The following is a 20,155-nucleotide window of genomic DNA, read 5'->3' as shown; positions in this document are numbered from 1 at the left end:
ACCGCGCATTCCGCGCAGAAACGCACCCAAGGGGCAAGCGTGCAGCACGTGTTGCCAACCAACCAGGACCATCCAGCCCTGGGCAAGGAAGGCATCCACACGGGTGGGATCCCGGGTCGGTACGCTCCGGCACGGCGTGCCGGGCCGTGCGCCTGGGGCCGCCCCCGACGCACCCGGGGCGGCGGTCGGAGGGGAAGAGCGGACTCGGGAAGCGGAAGCCGGACGAACACCCCGGACACACAAGCCGGTTCGTCATCCCGGCAGCAGGAGGGGCCGCAACCTCAAGCTGCCCGCCTTCACGCAGCCCCCGCGCCGGCTTCCTCCCGAACGGCGGTCACCGCCCCCGAAACTCCCGCCCCCAACCCCCGCGCCAGATCAGCGATCAAATCCCGCGGGTCTTCCAGACCGATCGACAACCGCAGCAAATCCGCCGACGGGCGTGCCTCCGGCGGGACCGGGCGGTGGGTGAGCGCCGCCGGGTGCTGGATCAGCGAATCGACCCCGCCGAGCGACACCGCGTGCGTGAACAGCCGTACCGCCGACGTGACCTGCTGCGCCTGCGCGTAGCCACCGCGCAACCGGACCGCGAGCATCGCGCCGGTTCCCCGCATTTGCCGACCGGGACCGACCAAGTCGCCGAGCGCGGGGTAGTGCACGTCCACCACATCCGGGTGGCCGCCCAGCCATGCCGCCACCTGCGCCGCGCCCTCTTGCTGGGCCCGTACGCGTATCGGCAACGTCGCCAGGCCCCGGTGGACGAGGTACGCCCCCAGCGGGTGCAGCAGAGCCCCGGTCACCGCCCGCACCCGGCGCAGCGCCGCGGCGTGTTCGCTGCCGCACGCGATGACGCCGGCCACCACGTCGCCGTGGCCGCCCAGGTACTTCGTGGCGCTGTGCAGTACCAGCGCGGCGCCGAGATCGGCCGGGTTCTGCAGGACCGGCGTCGCGAACGTGTTGTCGACCAGCACCGGAACACCGTCCGCCGCTGCGACGGCGGACCGGATGTCGACCAGGTCGAGCGTCGGGTTGGCCGGGGTCTCCAGCACCACCAGGGCGGTCGCGCCGGGGCGGAGTGCCGCGCGGACGCCGTCCGGGTCGCAGTACGTCACCTCGGCGCCCAGCAGGCCCGAGCCGAGGAGGTGGTCGGTGCCGCCGTACAGCGGCCGGACCGCGACCACGTGCCGCCGTCCCTCGGCGGTCATCGCCAGCACCGCCGCGGTCAGTGCCGCCATGCCGGACGAGAACGCGACGGCCTCCGGCGTGTGTTCGAGCCGGGCGAGGGCGGATTCCAGGCGGGCGACGGTCGGATTCCACAGCCGCGCATACACCGCGCCGCCCTCGGGATGGGGTGCGCCGCCGGTGGCCATGGACTCGTAGGACAGGCCGCCGAGTTCGATGTCCGGCAGCGGATTCGTCGACGACAGGTCGATCGGGAGGGCATGTACGCCCAGCGCGGCCAGGTCGTCGCGGCCCGCGTGCACCGCGACGGAGTCGGGTTGCAGAAACGGCGAGGTCATGCCGACACCATGCGCGGAATCCGCAATACTGCGCAATATCGATCGAAGATGTTCAGGTCGGAACCCGAAACCGGTGAAGAATCCACGGAAGGAGCGCCCGTGCCGACCCCGCCACCGCAGAAACCGCAAACACCCCCGCACCCCGCCAAGCCCGCCCCGCTGCCGACCACCCCGTTGGACGGCACCGACCTGGCCATCCTCGGCGCCCTCGTCGACGACGGACGCATGACCAACGCCGCCCTCGCCGCCCGCGTCGGCGTCGCCGAATCCACCTGCGCCTACCGCGTCCGCGCCCTCCGCCAGGCAGGCGTCATCGAGAGCATCAACGCCCGGCTCAACCTCGCCGCCCTCGGCCACCCGATCAACGCCATCATCAAAGTGCGCCTGGGCAGCCACACAGGCGACCTCGTCCGGGCGCTCTACGACAACCTCGTCGACGTGCCCGGCGCCCTCACCGTCCTGCACATGGCGGGCGACGACGACTTCCTGCTGCACGTCGCCGTCGAGAGCCCCGAGAAGCTCCGCGATCTGATCCTCGAACACGTGACCGTGCACCCGGTCGTCCGCCAGACCGAAACCCAACTGGTGTTCGAAGTCCGCGACGGCCGCGGCGTCCTGCCCCGCCGCCGCTGAGCCGGCCCACCGGTCTCCGGGCGAGCATGCGGGCGGCGGTCAGTCCAACGCCTCCCGCACCGCCCGCTCCACCGGCGAGTACGCCCCGTCCGGCCGCTCCAGGCGCAGCGGTCCGACCGGCAGCAGCGGCGGCTGCGCCATGAACTTCGGCACCGAACCGCGGTGCCGCTGCGCCGAGTGCACCAGGAACGGGTGGCACAGGAACACGTCCCCGGCTTCCCCGGTGGCGAGCACCGTCGGCCGCTCCGGCGCGTCGAGCCGCCCCGCCGCGTCCATCTCCGCACACAGGTCGAACATGTCGCGGCCCTCGTCCCCGGCCGGGGCGAGGAACGCCGGCAGGTCGCGGTGCGAGCCGGCCTTGATGCGCGTGGGCGCGTCGTCCTCGCCGACGTCGGAGAACAGGAACAGCATCAGCAGCGCCCGCCCGCGGGAGTGCAGGTTGAGGCGCCAACTCCGGCCGTCGTCCGCCGGATAGCTCGCGTCGACATGCCACCCGGCGTCGCCGGGATCATCCGGATGAGGGAACCGGATCGGGAACGTGCCGATTCCCAGGCGCGGCAACCAGCGCCCCGGCCCGACCAGTTGGTCGAACGCCCGGTGCAGCCGCGGACTCGTCGCGGCGCGCTGGAACGGCGGCTGCCCGTAACCGTCCAGGCGGATCACCGGCCGCGTCCACGTCGTGGGATCGTCCGGATCGCAGCCGGTTTCCTGCCACAGGAACGCCCGGCACTCGTCCGCGAGCGCGCGCGGAAACGCCCCCGGCACGCGCACGAACCCGTCGGCGACGAACTGCTCGACTTCGGCATGACTCAGGACGTCCGACATGATCACGATCCTGAACAACCGCAGCCGTCCGCGGCAACTCCTTTTCCGGCGGCCCGGAATCCGCCCGGCAGGCCACCGCACCGCTTGCTAGCGTCGGGCCATGACCACGCCCGCCGACCGCTCCGCGCGGGACCGCACGACCGGTGAAGACATCGTCTGGCGCCGCGCGACCGAGGCCGACTTCCCGCTGCTGCGGGAATGGCTGGAACACGACTACGTGGCGCGGTGGTGGCACCACGAGACGTCGGCCGAGGCCGTCGCCCGCGACTTCGGCCCGTCGGCGCGCGGGGAAGAGCCGTCGCAGGACTGGCTCGCCTTGCGCGGCGCACGCCCGTTCGGGCTGGTGCAGCGCTGCCGGGTCGCCGACTATCCCGAGTACGCCCACGACCTCGCCGGGATCGTCGCCGTCCCGGCCGGCGCCGCGATGCTCGACTACCTGATCGGCGACCCCGCCGCCGTCGGCTGCGGCCTCGGACCCGCCATGATCGCCGCTATGGCCGCGAAGACGTGGCGCGAGTGGGCGGACGCGACCGCGATCGTCGTCCCGGTCGTCGCCGCGAACCGGCGTTCCTGGCGTGCGCTGGAGAAGGCCGGATTCACCCGCGTGGGGGAGGGCGACCTGGAGCCGGACAACCCGATCGACGAACCGCTGCACTACGTGTACCGGTTGGACCGCCCGAGCGGCAGTAGTGGCTGTAGCGGGCAGTAGCGCCAGAACGGTGAGCGAAGGTCCGCTCGATCAGGCGAACGAAAGTCCACCGGACACGGGCTAGCCCCGGTCGGCCGGGCGTCCCTCCGTCACCCCCACCAACGCCCGGATGTCGTTGGTGATGATCGCGTCCACCCCCATCGCCGCCAGCTTCGCCATCCGCCGCGGGTTGTCGACCGTCCAGACCGACAGGGCGATGCCCCGCTCGCGCATCTTCCGGATCATGCGGCGGCTCGCGTACAGGTGCCGCGGGTTCAGGTAGGCGGGTCGGATGCGGTGCAGCAGCTCCGGCTTGGGCAGCCGGGGCGTCGACCAGCTCATCGCGATGACGGCCTCGGGGACGCGCTGCCGGACGTCGGCCAAGCCGCCCAGGTTGCCCGCGAAGACGACGTCCGCCAGGCAGCCGAGAGCGTGCGCTTCCCGTGCCGCGGCCCGCGCTTCGGCGACGCCCGGTAGGTCGACCATGACCTTCACACCGCGGGAGACCACGAGTTCGAGCGCGTCGCGCAGCGTGGGGATGCGGAGCCCGTCCGCGCCGCCGACTCCGTCGAGTTCCGCGTGCGCCACCGCGCCGATCGGCCGGTCGACGCCCCACAACCGCTCCAGCGTGTGGTCGTGCAGCAGTACCGGAACGCCGTCGCGGGTCAGCTTGACGTCGATTTCGACCCAGTCGCCGCCCGCGTCGATCGCGGAGGCCAGCGACGGGAGCGTGTTCTCCCGGATCCGCCCCGGATCGCCGCGGTGCGCGATCTTCACGACCATCGGTGCCGCCTCCGCCGTCCCGGGCCCGCCGCGCGGATGCCTTCCCCGGCAGCGTACCGGCCGCGACGTGCCGCCGAGCCGGGCCCGGCAGCCGCGCCGGCGGCCCGAACCGCCGCCGCCCCTTTCCCCGCCATCATGTCTATGATAGCCATGAAAGAAACGAGACCCCGGGACGCCCATGAAGTACAGCTTCAACACCTTCAACCACTCGACCTACTACGGCATCGAGCCCAGCCTGCCCGCGCAGATCGCCGCCGCGGCCGCCGCCGGCTACGACCACATCGGCCTCGACGTCTTCTCCGTCCGCGCCCACGACCGCGCCGGCACCCCGCCCGAGGCCCTCGCCGACGCCCTGCGGGCCGCGGACCTGCCCTGCTACGAGATCGTCTCGCTGTCCATCAGCGCCGACCGCGACGCCACCGAACGCAGCCTCGCCGGCATCCTCCGCTACGCCCCGGTCGTCGGCGCCCGCGAAGTCCTCACCGTCGTCACCGGCCCCGTCGACGACGCCGTCGCCGCGAACGCCCGGCACTGCGCCGCCGCCCTCGCCGACGCCGGACTCGGCCTCAATCTGGAGTTCCTGCCGACCCGCGACGTCGACTCCATCGACGAAGCCCGCCGCCTCGTCGACCTGCTCCCCGACGGCGCCCTCAAGCTCGTGGTCGAAGCCTGGCACTTCTTCCGCGGCCCCAGCACCTGGGAGTCGCTCCGCGACCTGCCGCTCGACCTGGTCGGCTTCGTGCAGTTCTCCGACGCGCCGGAACCGATCCACGACGACCACCACACCGAGTCGATGCACCGCCGCGCACTGCCCGGCGAAGGCGTCCTCGACCTGCCGGCGTTCTGCGGCGCGCTGCTCGACAAGGGCTACGACGGCGTGGTCAGCGTCGAACTCCTCGACGACACCTGGCGCGCCGCCCCGCTCCCGGACTTCGCCGAGGCGACGTTGCGGACGACCCGCAAGGTGTGGGAAGCGGCAGCGCGCGCCTGACCCGGCACGGCAGCGGCAGCGCGCGCCTGACCCGACACGGCAGCGGGCACGGCGAAGGCCCCCGGCGGTTGTCCGCCGAGGGCCTTGGCCGAGGTCCGCTCAGACCGCGGGACGCGCGTCCGCCATCTCGCGCAGGTTCTTCTTCAGCACCTTGTCGAGCGTGCCGAGCGGGAACGCGTCCACGAAGTACACCGCGCGCGGCACCTTGAAGTCGGACAGCCGCGTCCGGCACAGCTCCAGGATCGCCTTCTCCAGCTCGGCCTCGTCGGGCGCGGTGGGGGAGGGGATCACGAACGCGACGACGACCTCGTCGAGGAAGTCGTGCGACTTGCCGACCACCTGGACGGAGCCGACGCCCGGCACGGTGGCGACGACGTCCTCGACCTCGCGCGCCGACACGTTCTCGCCGCCGACCTTGAGCAGGTCCTTGTCGCGCTCGCGGTAGAAGACGTTGCCGCCCTCGCCGAGCACCACCATGTCGCCGGTCTTGAACCAGTCGCCGTCGAACGCCTCCTCGGTCGCCTCGGCGTTGCCGTAGTACTCCAGGAACAGCTGCACGCCGCGTTCGCCGCGCAGCCACAGCTCGCCCGGCTCGCCCTGGGCGCACGGCAGGCCGGTGTCCTTGTCCACGATGGCGAACTCGTAGCCCGGCGCGGGCCGTCCCATCGACTTGGCGGGCAGGTACTCCGACGGCTTGCCGGTGATCGCGTGGATGACCGTCTCGGTCATGCCGTAGGCGGCGTACACCTTGACGCCGAGCATCTTGTCCAGCGCCGCCGACACCTGCCCGAACACGCCTACCCGGAGCTTCGACTCCGGGCGGTCGGGCGAGGCGAGGGTGCCCATCGCGAACGGCATCAGCGAAATGTGCGTGATGCCGTACCGCACCACGACGTCCCAGAACCGGCTCGTCGACCACTTCGGCATCAGGACCGCGGTCGCGCCGACGCCCAGCACCGAGAAGAACGACCAGCTCTGCGCGTTGACGTGGAAGAACGGCAGGTAGATCAGGTAGCGGTCGTCCGCGCCCAGGTCGATGCTGCGCGGGCCGGACCGGCTCGCCCACACCGCGTTCGCGTGCGTGTGCACGACGCCCTTCGGGCGGCTCGTCGTGCCGGAGGTGAACATGATGCCGAACGGCAGCAGCGGCTCGATCGGGCGTCCGGTCCAGTCCGCGGCCTCGCCGTACAGGTCGGCGAACGGGAACGTGTCCCCGTCGGCTCCGTCCTGGCCGATGACCGCGACCCAGCGCATCTCCGCGCCGGATTCGGCGATCGCCGCGGTGAACTTCGGCTGCGTGACGGCGGTCGTCGACCCGGTCTGCGCCGCGAAGTAGGCGATCTCGCTCGGCGTCGCACGGGTGTTCGTGGTCACCGCCACCGCGCCGACGGTCGCGCAGGCGAGCCACGCGATGACCATCTCGGGGCAGTTGTCCGCGTGCACGAGCACCTTGTCGCCGCGGCCGACGCCGCGCGCGACCAGCCCAGCGGCCACGCGGTGGGTGTCGGTGAGCAGGTCCGCGTACGTCCAGGTGCGCCCTTCGGCGCCGCCGCCCGGCTCCCACACCAGCGCGGGGTGCTCGGGGCGGTTGTCGGCCCAGTGCCGCAGCAGCCACGGGATGTCCTGGCCGTGGACCTGGTGCCCTTCGATCGCGGCACCGGTCGCACTCGTCTCGACGGCCACCCTCGCCCCCTCACCTGTTCGGCTGTTTCCGCTGTGTTTCCGCGGGAACGATAGGCAGTATTTCTTGACGGCGTCAAGGATGAGCTGACGGAGCGTCACGTTCCGATGGGGCTTGCGGTACCGACGTCCCGCACCGCCTTGCCGGAGCGGGCGGGGCTCCGGGAGGAGCCCCGCCCGCCGGGCGCTACGGCCGCGCCGGCTTCTCTTCGCTGTACAGCCACGCGTCGAACAGCGGCTTCAGGTTCTTGTGCGAGATCTTCTCCGCCAAGGCCCGCAGGTCACCGGTGTCCGCGTTGCGGTACTTGTACGTGTCGACCCAGGTCCGCAGCAGCGTGAAGAAGTCCCGGTCGCCCATCGTCACCCGCAGCGCCTGCAGCGTCATGCCGCCGCGCAGATAGATGGCGCTGTAGCTGAAGATCTCGTCCCGGCCCGGGTCCGCGGTCTTCAGCTTCCAGAACCTGTCGCCCGCCGGCTTGGCGTACCACTCGTCGAAGACGGACTGCACGGTCGGGCCGCCGTGCTGCTCGTCCCACAGCCATTCGGCGTACGTGGCGAAGCCTTCGTTGAGCCAGATGTCGGCCCACGTCTTGGGCGTCACCGCGTCGCCGTACCACTGGTGGGCGATCTCGTGGACGACCGTCGCCGCGTCCGGCACGCCGTCGTACACCGGACGGCTCTGCGTCTCCAGCGCGTAGTCGACGCCGAGCCGGTCCACGATCCCGCCGACCGAGTCGAACGGGTACTTCCCGAACGTGTCCTGCTCCCACCGCACCGCCGCCGCCGTGTCCGGCGCCAGCGACGCGGTGTCGCCCTCGCTGCCCGGGTCGACCGCGGTGATGTTCGGCAGCCGCCCGATCCGGCCGGACGTCACGTCGAACTTCCCGATCGCCACCATCGACAGGTAGCTGGCCATCGGCTTGCGCATGTTCCACACGGCGGTCGTCTTGTCGCCGCGCACGTCGGGCTTGCCCTGCGGCTCGCCGTTCGCCAGCGCGGCCACGCCGTTCGGGGTGGTGATCCGGTAGGTGTAGGTGGCCTTGTCGTTGAGGTCGTCGTTGACGGGGTACCAACTGCGGGCGCCGTCGGGCTCGTTGAGCGCGACCGCGCCGTCGTCGGTGTTTATCCAGCCGTAGATCCCCAGCGTGGGGTCGTCGATTGGCTGTGGGTTGCCCCGGTACCAGACCTGCACCGTGAAGTGCTTGCCGCGGCGCAGCGAGCGGTCCGGGGTGACGGTCAGCTCCTGGCCGTCCCGGGCGAATGCGGCGGGCCGCCCGTCCACGGTGACCCGGTCGATCGCCGGCCCGGAGTAGTCCAGGTCGAACCGCGCCAGCTCCTTCTCGGCTCGCGCGGAGATGGTTGCCTGGGCGGCCAGGTAGTGGGACGAAGGAGTGAAGTCGAGGGCCAGATCGTAGTGTTCGACGTCGTAGCCCTGGTTGCCGGCGAGCGGGAAGTAGGGGTCTCCGGCCCCCGCCGAACTGTCCGAAGCCGAGGCCGGAACCGCGGCGACCAGCATCAGCGCACACGCAAGGCTCGTCGCCGCGGTGCCCCAGCGTCGTTTCGTCATACGTCGCATGGGCCGACACCCTAGGGCGGTGCCGGTCCCCGGCGACAGACTGCAAACGCGGGGGATTTCCCGCTGCGTCACCCGAGTCACCCGAGTGCGCTACGTGCGTCTTCCAGGATCCGCAGGACGCCGAGCGTCGCGTCGAGAGGCATGATGCGGCTTTCCACGCGTCCGGCGCGCACGCAGTCGCGGACTTCGCGGGCCTGGGCGGCGTAGGCCTCGGCGGGGGAGTCCATCCGGAACTCCTCCGGGGCGGCACCGAAGTCTCCGCCGTAGGTGTGCACGGAGATCTGCGTCGCCGCGTGGAAGGCGGGCGCGATGTCGATGCGGCCCTTCGTGCCGACGACGGTCGCGGTCATGGGCAGCATGCTGACGAGCGACGTTTCGAGCATCGCACGGGCGCCGCCCTCCCAGCCGAGCAGCAGCGAGGTCTCGGCGTCCACACCGCTCGGCCCGAGCGCGCCGACCGCGGCCATCGTGTCCGGGGCGCCGAGGAGCAAGTACGCCAGCGCGACCGGGTAGATGCCGAGGTCGAGCAGCGCGCCGCCGCCGAGCGCGGGGTTCCACAGCCGGTGCTCCGGGTCGTACGGCATCGGGAACCCGAACGACGCGCTCACCGACCGGACATCGCCCAGCGCGCCGGACTCGACGGTGGCCTGCACGCGCTGGATGAGCGGGTTGAACCGCATCCACATGGCTTCCATGAGGAACACGTCCGCGGCGCGGGCCTGCGCGACGAGCGCCTCGGCCTCGGCGACGGTCACCCCGAGCGGCTTCTCGCAGAGCACGGGCTTCCCCGCGGCGAGGGCCGCCTCGACGATCTCGCGGTGCTGCGCGTGCGGGGTGGCGACGTAGACGGCTTCGACGGCGGGGTCGGCGATCATGTCGGCGTACGAGCCGTACGCGGTCGTGGCACCCACCTTGGCGGCGAACTCGGCGGCCCGGTCCTTGTTCCGCGACCCGACGGCGGCGATCCGCATGCCGGGTTCGGCGGCGATCACCCGTCCGACGGTCTCGGCTATCGACCCGGTGGCTGCGATCCCCCAGCCGAACGTGTCGGCGGCGTTGGTTGCGGTCATGCCCCACCCCTTGCGGTTGTGTTTTCCACGACGGAGAAATTATGAACGGCGAGGCAAAGCGTCGGGCTCGCGGCCCGTCGCCGCTGTCGGCGCCGCACCGTGGTCTACGTTGTCAGTCATGAATACCGGGATGGCCTTGCGCCGCTCACGGATCGGCGACCCGGTGCTCTGTTGAGCACCGGACGTGCCGGTGTAGGCCGATCGGCCGCATCATTCGCACCGTTCGGCTTGCCTGTACGAGGATCGGGTCCGGTCGAGCGGGCTCCGCCTCCGTCGTGGTGACCACAGGCTGGACCACACCCACCACGACAGGAGCATGCATGCCCATCGAAGACCTGCAGATCCCCACCGCCGACGGCCAGGCCGACGCCTTCGCCGCTTTCCCCGCCGACGGCGAAAGGCACCCCGCGGTGCTGATGTACCCGGACGGCTTCGGCATCCGGCCCGTGCTGCGGGACATGGCCCTCGAACTGGCCGGGCACGGCTACTACGTCCTGGTCCCCAACATGTTCTACCGGCACGGCCCCACCCCGCTGTTCGACCTGCCCGCGCACATCGGAGCCGAGGACCGCCCCGGGCTCATGGCGCAGATGATGCCGCTGATCCAGGCGCACACCCCCGAACGCACCCTCCGGGACGCGGACGCGTACCTCGCCTTCCTCGCCGACCGCCCCGAAGTCGCCGCGGGCCCGATGGCCGTCACCGGCTACTGCTTCGGCGGACTCCTCGCCACCCGCACCGCCGCGGCACACCCCGACCGGGTGGCCGCCCTCGCCGCCTTCCACGCCCCGGTGGCCGCGGACGGCCCCGAGGCCTTCGAGCGCATCACCGCCGCCATCCACTTCGGCCACGCGGCAAGCGACCTGAGCCCGGAAGCCCTGCGCGACCTCAACCGGGAATTGGATGCGGCGAAGCTCGACTACACGTCGGAGGTCTACCACGAGACCATCCACGGGTTCACGATGGCCGACACGGACGCCTTCGACCCGGAGGGCCTCCGACGCCACTGGGAGCGGCTGCTGCCCCTGCTGGAGCGCGCTCTGCCGAGCAGCTAGGCCGTGGCCTACGCCGGTGGCGGGCCGGGCCGCGGGGTGCGACTGCCGTGCGGCGCCGCGCGTTTCGCCCTGGTCGGGGTGGCGGGGCGCTCGTAGGGTCGAGAGGTGACTGCACGCGCTGACGTGGATCAAGTTCCGGGGGGCCCCGGTCCGAGGCGCGCCGTGCCCCGCGGCGGCCACGGACCGCGGCGGGACACGTGAGCGAGAGCCGGGGCGGCTTCCGGCAGGTCCTGCGGCGGCTCGGAGCCGCCCTGCGCCGGGAACCCGCGGCGCCCCCCGCCCGCGACCCCCAAGCCATGTGGGGCACTCCGCCGCCCCCGCCCACCGCGGCACCGCCTCTGAGACTGCCGCTTGCCTCGTCCCCGGCCCGCGAGAACCCGACCGCGTGGGGGACTCCGCCTCCGCCACCGAGCCCCGCACCACCCCTGCGTCCTCGAGAAGCACCGCGGTACGACCCGAACAGCAGCGCGCAGCACGTTCGGTTCATGAGGATGGTCAATGGTTCCGTCGTCGGATACTCCCCCATCAGCGAGGCGGTCGCGGGATCCGGGCCCGGCGAGCCGGCCAAGCCCCGTACGCCGCAAGCCCCTTCACGAGGGGCGCGCGAGCAGGCGGGCCGCGGGCATCCGCCCGCCGACCCGAACGACCGCAGGCGGGGCCCCCGAAGCCCCGACGGCGGCCAGGAGCCGAAGTTCGAGCCGTAGGAGTTGTCACACCGTCGTGACGTCGGGCTCGACGGGGCTTCGGACGATGCCGGACCCGTGATGCCCCGCCTGAGCCGATGCGTGAACCTGAGTACGCCGTCGGCCCGGTTGAGTATCCGGAACCTGCCGGACACCGTCCCGCTCGGCGACGCTGAAGGCATGACGACAACGGGGGAGCAGGCCTACCGCGGTACCGGGCAGGCTGTGCGGTGGAACGGCAAAGGCCGCAAGATGCTGGTGATTCCGACGCTGCTGGTGCTCTGGTTCGCGACGGGAGTGCTCATGATGCTGCTCCCGCTGGCCGCGATGGCGAGTGATCCGTGCAACTCGGCCGCCGAGGGGCTGATCTGCACGGCGCGCGGGCAGATGCTGTGCTCGCAGATTCCGTGGACCGGCGGGCCGGTCCTGGCCGTCGGCGGGACGGCCGCGATGTTCACCCGCCTTCGGGCGCTGCGGTACGGCGCCGTTGCGGTGTGGTCCGTTGGGCTGGTCGTGATGGTGATGTGGGTGAACGCTATTGCGAGCACGTACCACCCGAACTGACGCGGGCGTGGTCGCTCAGCCGCCGATAGTGTGTTCCGCCGTCGCGCGCTCGACGTGCAGCGTCCCGTAGTCGAGGGCGATGTCGTCCGGTGCGCGATGCGGCACGCCCTCCGGGGCCACGGCGCCGATTATCAGGTTGATGGCGACCGTGGCTGCGTAGGTGCCCTGGCCGCCGAGGGTGTTGTGGAGGTTGAGAGCCCAGCTGCGCAGTCCCGCCCGGGCGATGTTGGTGTCGGCGAGCGTCGGGTACGGGTGACGGGCCGGCCGTCGAACTCGCGTGGCAGCCGCGGGAAACCGCTAGGTTGCCGAGATGGATCGTGTAAGCAACGCGCTTGAACAGCCCACGCCGACCACGGATGCGGTCAACGACTACGACACCTTCGCCGAGGCCTACGCGGCGGCGACCGAGGACAGCCTCGTCAACGCCCACTACGAGCGCCCCGCGACCCTCGCCCTCGTCGGCGACGTCGCCGGACGCCGCATCCTGGACGCCGGCTGCGGCGCCGGTCCGCTCTCCGCCGCGCTCCGCGACCGCGGCGCCGTCGTCACCGGCATCGACGCCAGCGCCGGGATGCTCGCGCTCGCCAGGCGGCGGCTCGGGGACGACGCGGACCTGCACGTGGCCGACCTGCGCGACCCACTGCCGTTCCCCGACGCGGCGTTCGACGACGTGGTCGCCTCGCTCGTCCTGCACTACCTGGAGGACTGGGGACCGACGCTGGCCGAGCTGCGGCGCGTGCTGAAGTCCGGCGGGCGGCTGATCGCTTCGGTCGATCACCCGTTCGTCGCCTATACGTTCGGCGACCCGCGGCCGGACTACTTTGCGACCACGCCCTACTCCTTCGAATGGCCGGGACCCGACGGAAAGCCCGTCCCGATGACGTTCTGGCGCAAGTCGCTGCAGGGGATGATCGACGCGTTCGCCGCCGCGGGCTTCCGGCTCTCGGTCGTCGGCGAACCGCGGCCCGACCCGGCCGTCCGCGAACGGTTCCCGGACGACTTCGAACGCCTCGCGACCACCCCGTGCTTCCTGTTCTTCGTCGTCGAAGCCCGGGGCTGACCGGGCGGATCACACCGGAAGCCGGACCGCGGCGGACCCCGGGGCGGCATGGCTGTGCCCCGAGCCGTCCTTCTTGTCCGGGACGGACGTCGACGGCTGCCCCGGCCGGGGGAGCGGGTCCTCCGCACCGTCCGACGACGGCCCGACCAGGCGGCCGACCACCAGCGCCGTCGCGAACACCCACAGCATCAGCGCGACGAACGCCGCCGAACGCCGGTATCCCTCCCACGAAGCCGCCATCGCTCTGCCGCCTTTCCGGAACGCGCCGCATGTCGCCAGGTAGTCGGATGCCGGCACCGAACAGTTCCCGCCGACTCCAACGCAGTTCACGGCCGCCGGGCACGGTGTCCCCGCTGGTCCGAACGGGCGATACGGATGGCAGCATGGGCACACCATGCCTGTCCGGTCACCGCTCCGCACCGCACGCGCCGCCCTGTTCGCGGCCGTATGCGTCACGTTGGCGTTGGTCGGACACGCCATGGCGTCCGGTGCGCCGGTGGCCTGGTGGGCGCCGGCCGGGGCCGGCCTCGTCCTGGCCGTCGTCGCGTGGACGGCCGCCGGGCGCGAACGCGGCATCGCCGCCATCGGCACCGGGCTGCTGCTTGCCCAAGCCGCACTCCACACGCTGTTCACGTGGGCCCAACGCGCTCCCACCAGCGCGTCCCTGACTCCCGATCAGATCGAAGCGCAGTGGCTCCGCATGCTGCTGTGCAACGACGGAACGGCCCCCGCGCACGGCAGCCACCGCGGTTCGGCCGCGGAGATCCTCGCCGCGATGGGCCTCGACCCGGCACTCGCCGCCAACCCGCCCGCGTTCGGCCCGGGGCACGGCGTGTCCGGCCCTGGCCACCCGGCAGGTCTGCAGCCGGCCGCCCACGCCGCGATGAACCACGGCAGCAGCGGCATGATGCTGCTCCTGCACGCGGCGGCCGCGCTGCTCACCGCGGTGTGGCTGTGGCGCGGCGAGCGCGCGCTACACCGCGTCGCCACCCTGATCACGCTGCCGCTCCGCGGCGCCGTCGCCCTGTTCCTGGCCTGGAGCCGACCCACGGTCGCCCCGTGGCCGAGCCCGCGCCGCGCGCCGCGAGCCGCGGAAGAACCGGTCGCGGTGCCGTGGTTCCGCACACCGGTACGGCGCCGCGGGCCGCCATGGGGCCCGGCCGTTTTGGGGACGTAGGCGACGCCTCGGCGTCGACGGGGCCGGACCGGCCGACGGACGCGTACGCACCGACGGACGTATACGCAGGGACGAGGTCGGACCCGCCGGCGGACGCGTTTGCACCGACAGGGGTAAACGCGCCGACGGACGTGGCACACCGGAATCGAGCCGGGCACGTGAGGGCATCACCGCCTTCGCGGGCACGATCCGCCCGCGCCTCGGCGCGAGTCCGACGGCTGGGGCGTGCCGAACGATCGGTGTCCGCGCCGCGGGAGCCCGCATCGCGAATCGGCTCGGACCGGGTCTGAGACGACCGTAGGCCGACTCGGACCGATTCCGGGACGCCCGAAGACCGCCCGCGGCAGGCCGCCGGTGGCCACGCGAACTCCCGGATGGGCTCGAACCCGCCGCGACGACGGGACCGAATCCCGCCTGCGCGCGGCCGGGCTACGCGACGTCAGCAGGCCCCGCAGGACCACGCGGTCCGGCGGGAGACCGGGCCGGCGTTGGAGACGGATTCCGTGGCTGGTCGGTGTGCGGGGCGTGGTCGGAGGCTGGTTGGTGTCCGAGGCGCGGTCCGCGACCGGGCCGGCGTTGGAGACGGATTCCGTGGCTGGTCGGTGTGCGGGGCGTGGTCGGAGGCTGGTTGGTGTCCGAGGCGCGGTCCGCGACCGCGTCGGCGTTCGGGACGGATTCCGCGACCGGGACTGTCGAGCATCCACGCGTCAGTCCGGCATGACGCGAACGTCGGGTTCGGGTCGGGTGTGTTCGGCGGTGCGTCACGGCGTCGGACATCGTGTCGGGGGGCGGTGCGCAGGTGCGGTTTCGTGCCGAGCCGGGTTCGTATCGGCGGCTGTACCTCGTCGGTTCGAGCCCAGGCCGAGTCCGAGCCGGGTCCGGGGTCCGAGCCCGAGCCCGAGCCGAGTCCGAGCCGGGTCCGGGGTCCGAGCCCGAGCCCGAGCCGAGTCCGAGCCGGGTCCGAGCCCGTGTCCGGGCCGGGTCCGAGCCCGAGCCGAGCCCGAGCCGACCCGACCGGACCACGCGCCCGCCGACGCCGTCCCGGCCTCCGGTGCCCGCCAGGTGCCCGTGCCGGTTGTGCGTCGGGTTCCGCAGTCGGGCGCCGACGGCTCCGGTATCGGATACCGGCGTTCGGAAGCGACTTGCGCCTGCGTCGGTTTCGGAACCTTGCCCCGTCCCGCCCGCGTCGGTCCGCCCGAGTCCCACCGCGGCCACGCCGCCCGGTCACCCGGACCCGGCCGCCCGCCCCGCTCCCCAACGGCCCCCACGCCCCCACCCATCCGCGCGACGCCCCGCCCTCCCGGCGGCCACGACCGCGCACAGTTCCAGGACGTGGAGCATGCCCGCCACCCACCACTCTTCCCGGCCGACCCAGGCCGGATCCCGCCCCGCAGACCGCCCCGCCGACCGTCCCACCACCCGCGCCGACGACCCCGACATCACCGCCCTCGCCCTGGCCGCGGGCGCCGGATGCCTCCGGTCCGCCGAGTCGTTCGTCCGTGCGACCCGCGCCGACGTGTGGCGCTTCCTCGCCTACCTGAGCGACCCCCAGGCGGCCGACGACCTGACCCAGGAGACCTATCTGCGCGTATGGACGGCGCTGCCGCGGTTCACCGGCGCATCGTCGGCCCGCACCTGGCTGCTGTCCATCGCCCGCCGGGTCGCCGTCGACCGGCTGCGGGCGGCCGCGGCCCGGCCGCGTACCGTCGACGCGGGGGACTGGCCGCGCCTCGTCGAACTCGCCCAGGACACCGGCCTGCCCGGCTTCGACGAGGGCATCCTGCTGGCCGACCTGTGCCGGCGGCTCGATCCGGACCGCCGCGCCGCGTTCCTGCTGACCCAGGTCCTAGGGCTCGGCTATGCGGAAGCCGCCGCCGCGTTGGCCTGCCCGGTCGGCACCGTCCGCTCGCGCGTGTCCCGGGCCCGCGCCGACCTCCTCGGCACCCTGCGCGGCGACGACCACCCGGCGACAACGGCCAAGCCCACCCGCGTCACCCCCACCCGCGTCACCCCCAACCCCGTGACCCAGACCCCTGTCACCCCCACCCCCGTCACCCCTGCCGCCCGGCAACCGACCCCGATCACCCGACCGCCTGCGATCCCGCACGCGGCCTGAAACACCGTGCGGCGGCGAGCGCACCCGCGCCGCCGCCGCACCTCACCTTCCCGAGCCCCAAGCAAGCCGGTCAGAAGCCCGTCAGAGCCCGTCAGAGGCCCGTCACCCCGCCCGCGAAAGCGAACACCGCCCGTCCTCGCACGACTTCCGCAAGCGCCCCCGCGACACCGTCTGTGCCAGCCCGATCGCCCAGCACATCGGACAGCCGCGCAGCGCCACGAGCCCCACCGGCAACAGCAGCAGGCTCACCGGCCCGAGCACCGGCAGCAGCGCGAACGCCCCCGCCAGCGCGCCGAACCCGAGCCCGCCGCGCAGCAGATGCCGCGGCAGGGACGCGCTCGCGAAGTCCGGCGGCCCACCGGATCCGGGCGGGGCGCTCGCGTCCGCCCCGGCCTCGCGCGTCGTGTCCGTCTTCGTTCCCGCCATCACCGTCTCCTCACGCCCCCGCATCGGCCGGCCTGTCGAGTGCCTGCCGGACCGTCGCCCGGGCCCGGTGCAGGCGGGACTTCATCGCCGCGGTGCTGAGGCCCAGCGCCGCGGCGACCGTCCGGCCGCTGTAGCCCTGGATGTCGCGCATGATCAGCACCCGGCGCTGGTCCAACGGCAGCGCGGCGACGGCCTCCGCGACCAGGCCGGCTTCCAAGCGCCGCAGCGCCTCTTCCTCGGCCGATTCCACCGCCGCGCCGCCGTCGGCATCCGCTGTCGGGTCCGCCACCAGCGGACGTTCCCGCAGCATGGTCTTCGCCCGCCGCAGGCACTCGTTGCGGACGATCCGGAACATCCACGACGCCAGCGCGCCCGACGCCCGCAGCATGCCGATCTTGCGGTACAGGATGATCAGTGCCTCCTGCGCCGCGTCCTCGGCGTCCTCCGGTGTCGCGCACAGCGAACGGGCGAAGCGCCGCACGTTCGGGTGTGCGCCGGACACCAGGGCCGCGAGGGCGTCGACGTCGCCGCCCTGCGCTGCCGCGACCAACCGGTCCCCGGGCCAGGCCGCCGACGGCGAAGCCGCCGTCCCCGTCACGTCACCCACGCGATCCCCGCCTCCGCCGCACCACCACCATGCACGTGCACAGCAGCACCAAACCCACGCCCACACCGATCGCGATGACCACCGCAGCCTCCGTTTCCCGACCGACGTCCGTCGGTTCACGGATAAGAGGGGGCGGGACCCGAAAAGGATTCACGCCCACGGGGCCGACGCCGCCGACCAGGCCGACGCCGACCCCGACCCCGACCGCTACTTCTCGTTGCCCACCCCCACCGGCCTCCGGTCCACCGGTGTCCGCGGTGCGACCGGCGCCGCGCTCGTCCGGCGCGGGCCCGACCAGAGCGCGGGCACGGCGTCGATGTCGCGGGCCAGCCGGTAGGCGAGGCTCTCGTAGTTGACGCGCCAGCCGCGGAACTGCGGCCAGGCCTCCTGTGGACTGCGTTCCATCGGGAAGCCCTGGAGCTTCATGTGGTCGATGCCGGCCACGAATTCCTCGTACGTCAGTTCCAGCGGCGCTATCGGCGACGGGTCCGCGTCGTACGGGATTCCGCGGCTGTCCGCGATCTCCCGCAGGCACACGAACCCGGCGCGCAGTCCCAACCGCGCCTCCGCCTGCGGCCGGGACGGGTTCAACGCGAGCTGCAGCGCCGCCGCGTCGAGGACGGCCAGCAGCGCGACCAGCCAGTTCCGCGACGCGCGCGGCGAGCGGAAGCGGACCAGCACCGGGTAGGTGGTGTGGCTTTCGCTCACCTCGGCTGCCCACCGCTCCCAGTTGCGGAACAACTCGGGCAGGCTGTCGAGGAGTTCGACCTGGGCGTAGCGGGCCAGGATTTCCGGGCCCCACGGCGGGTCGCCCGCGCGCGACTGGAGCAGGGTGACCTCGGTTTCGCGGCGGGCGTACGCGCCGTACAGGGTCGGCAGGTAGCCGACCAGCAGCCCGACGGTGATCGGCCCGGTGGCGGCCGCGGCGAAGTCGACCACGGTCAGCGGGCCGCGGTCGCCGCTGGCGAAGCCGAGGGTGAACAGCGAGGACCCGGCCTCGCTGAGCGCCGCGGGCATGCGCAGGTTGCTGACCGCGATTTCGAGAAGCGCGTACCCGAACAGGAAGGCGGTGAGCCACGAGACGAGCGTGAGCAGGATCGCCAGCGGGGCGATGGGGCCGAGGACGCGGTCTTTCGCCTCGGGGGAGGTGCAGCGGTCGGCGGCCAGTTGGAAGGGCCAGTACGTCACGTATTCGACCACTCGGGTGAACCGCGACGGCGTCGGGCGCGGAATGACCAGGGTCCGCACCACCGACGAGAAGATGCCCAGCACGATCACGGCGCCGACGACGCCTGTCAGCTCGCGCACGTTGTTCCTTCGCGTTCGCCCGTCCGATGTGAGGGTGAGACCGTACGCGCGCCCGCGACCGGGCCGCCCGCGCGTTCCGCCGATCGGTCGAACCGCGTCGAGTCCCTGTGCCGCCGCACGCCGCGGTTCTCGTGCCGAACCTAGCGCGGGCCGTGTCCCCGGCATTCCCATGGCCCCGCGAAGATCCGGCGTGGCGGGGCTCGCGCCGCGGGCTCCGCCGCCGGTCCGCCGACCGAGCATGATGGCGTGATGACGCTCGCCACGGACGCCCGTACCGCCCGCTTCCACGCCATGCGCGGCTGCCCGCGCATCCTCTCCGGAATCCGCCCGGTCACTCCCGCCGAGCGGCTCGCGCGCACCGCCGCGGCGCTCGGCGAGAGCGGCGGGACACCGGACTTCTACGGCGACGGGGGACCGGTCGACGCCCTCCAGGAGCGGGTCGCCGGACTCCTCGGCACCGAGTCCGCGCTGCTGTTCCCGACCGGGACGATGGCGCAGCAGGTCGCGCTGCGCTGCTGGGCCGAGCGCACCGGCTCTCCGGCGGTCGCCATGCACCACTTGGCGCACCCGATCCTCCACGAAAGCGGTGCGGTGACCAGCGTGTCGGGCTTGCGTCCCGTGGTCGTGCACCGCGGCTATGCCCAGCTCACCGCCGCCGACATCCGCGGACTCGCCGAGCCGGTCGGCACGGTCTTCGTGGAACTTCCCCTGCGCGAGGGCGGCTTCACGCTGCCGTCGTGGCAGGAGCTGACGGAACTCGTCGACGCCGCTCGGGAACGCGACGCCGTCCTCCACCTCGACGGCGCCCGGCTGTGGGAGTCGGCACCCTTCTACGACCGCCGACTCGCGGAGATCGCGGACCTGTTCGACTCGGTGTACGTCTCGCTCTACAAGTCCCTCGGCGCCGCCTCCGGCGCGTGCCTGGCCGGTCCCGCGGAGTTCGTCGATCAGGCCGCGGTCTGGCGCCACCGCTACGGCGGCCTCCCCTTCCAGATGTGGCCGGTCGCCGCCGAGGGCCTCGCGGCACTCGACGACGCCCTCCCGCTGCTCCCGGCCCGCGTCGCCCACGCCAAGACGGTGGCTGCCGCGCTCGCCTCCGTCCCCGGCGCCCACGTCCACCCGGCGCAGCCGCACACCCACCAGTTCCAGATCCGGCTGCCGTACCGCGCCGAACTCCTTGAGCGCCTCACGCTGGAGTTCGCCGCGGAGCGGGGGGAATGGCTGATCGCCGGTTGGCACGAGCCGACCGCCCCGGGTCTCTCGCTCGCCGAAGTGACGGTGGCGGAACCGGCGTTGCAGTGGACGGAGGGGGAGGTCGCGGACGCGTTCGGGGAGTTCGTCCGGCGGGCGGCGGCCGAGGAGTGACCGGAAAAGGGGTGGCGGCTCCGCTATCCCG

General features: G+C 72.8%; 19 protein-coding genes. 9 read left to right on the top strand and 10 right to left on the bottom strand.

Annotated elements, in window-relative coordinates; translation table 11 throughout:
• Nucleotides 1-296: 296 nt before the first annotated feature.
• A complete protein-coding gene (locus ACPA54_RS15700; RefSeq protein ID WP_423530098.1) occupies nt 297-1,517 on the bottom strand; it encodes a trans-sulfuration enzyme family protein in 1,221 nt (406 codons plus the stop codon).
• A gap of 99 nt (nt 1,518-1,616) precedes the next feature.
• On the opposite strand from ACPA54_RS15700, the gene ACPA54_RS15695 reads away from it, so the two are divergent.
• The gene (locus ACPA54_RS15695; protein ID WP_423530096.1) at nt 1,617-2,150 is read left to right on the top strand and encodes an Lrp/AsnC family transcriptional regulator; all 534 of its coding nucleotides are present in this window, start codon (nt 1,617-1,619) and stop codon (nt 2,148-2,150) included.
• 39 nt (nt 2,151-2,189) lie between these two features.
• Here the strand turns inward: ACPA54_RS15695 and ACPA54_RS15690 are convergent, their stop codons facing one another.
• Nucleotides 2,190-2,975: a phytanoyl-CoA dioxygenase family protein gene (locus ACPA54_RS15690; protein WP_423530094.1), complete on the bottom strand. Its 786-nt coding sequence runs from the start codon at nt 2,973-2,975 to the stop codon at nt 2,190-2,192.
• A gap of 100 nt (nt 2,976-3,075) precedes the next feature.
• Between ACPA54_RS15690 and ACPA54_RS15685 the strand changes: the two genes are divergently transcribed.
• Nucleotides 3,076-3,684: a GNAT family N-acetyltransferase gene (locus tag ACPA54_RS15685; RefSeq protein WP_423530092.1), complete on the top strand. Its 609-nt coding sequence runs from the start codon at nt 3,076-3,078 to the stop codon at nt 3,682-3,684.
• A 60-nt stretch (nt 3,685-3,744) separates the two neighbouring features.
• Here ACPA54_RS15685 and ACPA54_RS15680 read toward each other — a convergent pair whose 3' ends face one another.
• Entirely contained in the window at nt 3,745-4,446 is a 702-nt protein-coding gene (locus ACPA54_RS15680; RefSeq protein ID WP_423530090.1) for a glycerophosphodiester phosphodiesterase, read from the bottom strand.
• 178 nt (nt 4,447-4,624) lie between these two features.
• Between ACPA54_RS15680 and ACPA54_RS15675 the strand changes: the two genes are divergently transcribed.
• A complete protein-coding gene (locus tag ACPA54_RS15675; RefSeq protein WP_423530089.1) occupies nt 4,625-5,437 on the top strand; it encodes a sugar phosphate isomerase/epimerase family protein in 813 nt (270 codons plus the stop codon).
• Nucleotides 5,438-5,536: 99 nt separating this feature from the next.
• On the opposite strand, the gene ACPA54_RS15670 is transcribed toward ACPA54_RS15675, so the two are convergent.
• The 3 genes from ACPA54_RS15670 to ACPA54_RS15660 form a co-directional block, all read right to left on the bottom strand.
• Entirely contained in the window at nt 5,537-7,120 is a 1,584-nt protein-coding gene (locus ACPA54_RS15670; protein ID WP_423530087.1) for a class I adenylate-forming enzyme family protein, read from the bottom strand.
• Nucleotides 7,121-7,304: 184 nt separating this feature from the next.
• Complete coding sequence (locus tag ACPA54_RS15665; protein WP_423530085.1) at nt 7,305-8,684, bottom strand: M1 family metallopeptidase; 1,380 nt, start codon at nt 8,682-8,684, stop codon at nt 7,305-7,307.
• A gap of 86 nt (nt 8,685-8,770) precedes the next feature.
• A complete protein-coding gene (locus ACPA54_RS15660; protein WP_423530083.1) occupies nt 8,771-9,763 on the bottom strand; it encodes a Gfo/Idh/MocA family protein in 993 nt (330 codons plus the stop codon).
• A 320-nt stretch (nt 9,764-10,083) separates the two neighbouring features.
• On the opposite strand from ACPA54_RS15660, the gene ACPA54_RS15655 reads away from it, so the two are divergent.
• The 3 genes from ACPA54_RS15655 (at nt 10,084) to ACPA54_RS15645 (ending at nt 13,125) form a co-directional block, all read left to right on the top strand.
• The gene (locus ACPA54_RS15655; RefSeq protein ID WP_423530081.1) at nt 10,084-10,818 is read left to right on the top strand and encodes a dienelactone hydrolase family protein; all 735 of its coding nucleotides are present in this window, start codon (nt 10,084-10,086) and stop codon (nt 10,816-10,818) included.
• A gap of 863 nt (nt 10,819-11,681) precedes the next feature.
• Nucleotides 11,682-12,065 carry a hypothetical protein gene (locus tag ACPA54_RS15650; RefSeq protein ID WP_423530080.1) on the top strand — a complete coding sequence of 128 codons (384 nt, stop codon included), beginning with the start codon at nt 11,682-11,684 and terminating at the stop codon, nt 12,063-12,065.
• A gap of 310 nt (nt 12,066-12,375) precedes the next feature.
• On the top strand, nt 12,376-13,125 hold the full coding sequence (locus ACPA54_RS15645) for a class I SAM-dependent DNA methyltransferase (protein ID WP_423530078.1): 750 nt from the start codon (nt 12,376-12,378) through the stop codon (nt 13,123-13,125).
• A gap of 9 nt (nt 13,126-13,134) precedes the next feature.
• Here the strand turns inward: ACPA54_RS15645 and ACPA54_RS15640 are convergent, their stop codons facing one another.
• Nucleotides 13,135-13,365 carry a hypothetical protein gene (locus ACPA54_RS15640; protein ID WP_423530076.1) on the bottom strand — a complete coding sequence of 77 codons (231 nt, stop codon included), beginning with the start codon at nt 13,363-13,365 and terminating at the stop codon, nt 13,135-13,137.
• Between the two features lie 154 nt (nt 13,366-13,519).
• Here ACPA54_RS15640 and ACPA54_RS15635 point away from each other — a divergent pair, with 154 nt between their 5' ends.
• Nucleotides 13,520-14,302: a hypothetical protein gene (locus ACPA54_RS15635; RefSeq protein WP_423530074.1), complete on the top strand. Its 783-nt coding sequence runs from the start codon at nt 13,520-13,522 to the stop codon at nt 14,300-14,302.
• A gap of 1,339 nt (nt 14,303-15,641) precedes the next feature.
• Nucleotides 15,642-16,418, top strand: a complete 777-nt coding sequence (locus ACPA54_RS15630) for a sigma-70 family RNA polymerase sigma factor (RefSeq protein ID WP_423530072.1) — start codon at nt 15,642-15,644, stop codon at nt 16,416-16,418.
• 102 nt (nt 16,419-16,520) lie between these two features.
• Here ACPA54_RS15630 and ACPA54_RS15625 read toward each other — a convergent pair whose 3' ends face one another.
• From ACPA54_RS15625 to ACPA54_RS15615, 3 genes are all read right to left on the bottom strand, one after another.
• Nucleotides 16,521-16,844, bottom strand: coding sequence for a hypothetical protein (locus ACPA54_RS15625; protein WP_423530070.1), 324 nt, complete (start codon nt 16,842-16,844; stop codon nt 16,521-16,523).
• Between the two features lie 10 nt (nt 16,845-16,854).
• A complete protein-coding gene (locus tag ACPA54_RS15620; RefSeq protein ID WP_423530599.1) occupies nt 16,855-17,442 on the bottom strand; it encodes an RNA polymerase sigma factor in 588 nt (195 codons plus the stop codon).
• Between the two features lie 216 nt (nt 17,443-17,658).
• Nucleotides 17,659-18,759 carry a hypothetical protein gene (locus ACPA54_RS15615; RefSeq protein ID WP_423530068.1) on the bottom strand — a complete coding sequence of 367 codons (1,101 nt, stop codon included), beginning with the start codon at nt 18,757-18,759 and terminating at the stop codon, nt 17,659-17,661.
• 249 nt (nt 18,760-19,008) lie between these two features.
• Here ACPA54_RS15615 and ACPA54_RS15610 point away from each other — a divergent pair, with 249 nt between their 5' ends.
• Nucleotides 19,009-20,124, top strand: a complete 1,116-nt coding sequence (locus ACPA54_RS15610; protein WP_423530066.1) for a threonine aldolase family protein — start codon at nt 19,009-19,011, stop codon at nt 20,122-20,124.
• Nucleotides 20,125-20,155: the final 31 nt, after the last annotated feature.

It is taken from the genome of Uniformispora flossi (assembly GCF_049534875.1).
GTDB classification, from domain to species: domain Bacteria; phylum Actinomycetota; class Actinomycetes; order Streptomycetales; family Streptomycetaceae; genus Yinghuangia; species Yinghuangia aomiensis.
Note: the sequence above shows the minus strand (reverse complement) of the source record. Positions and strands in the feature narration are given on the sequence as shown.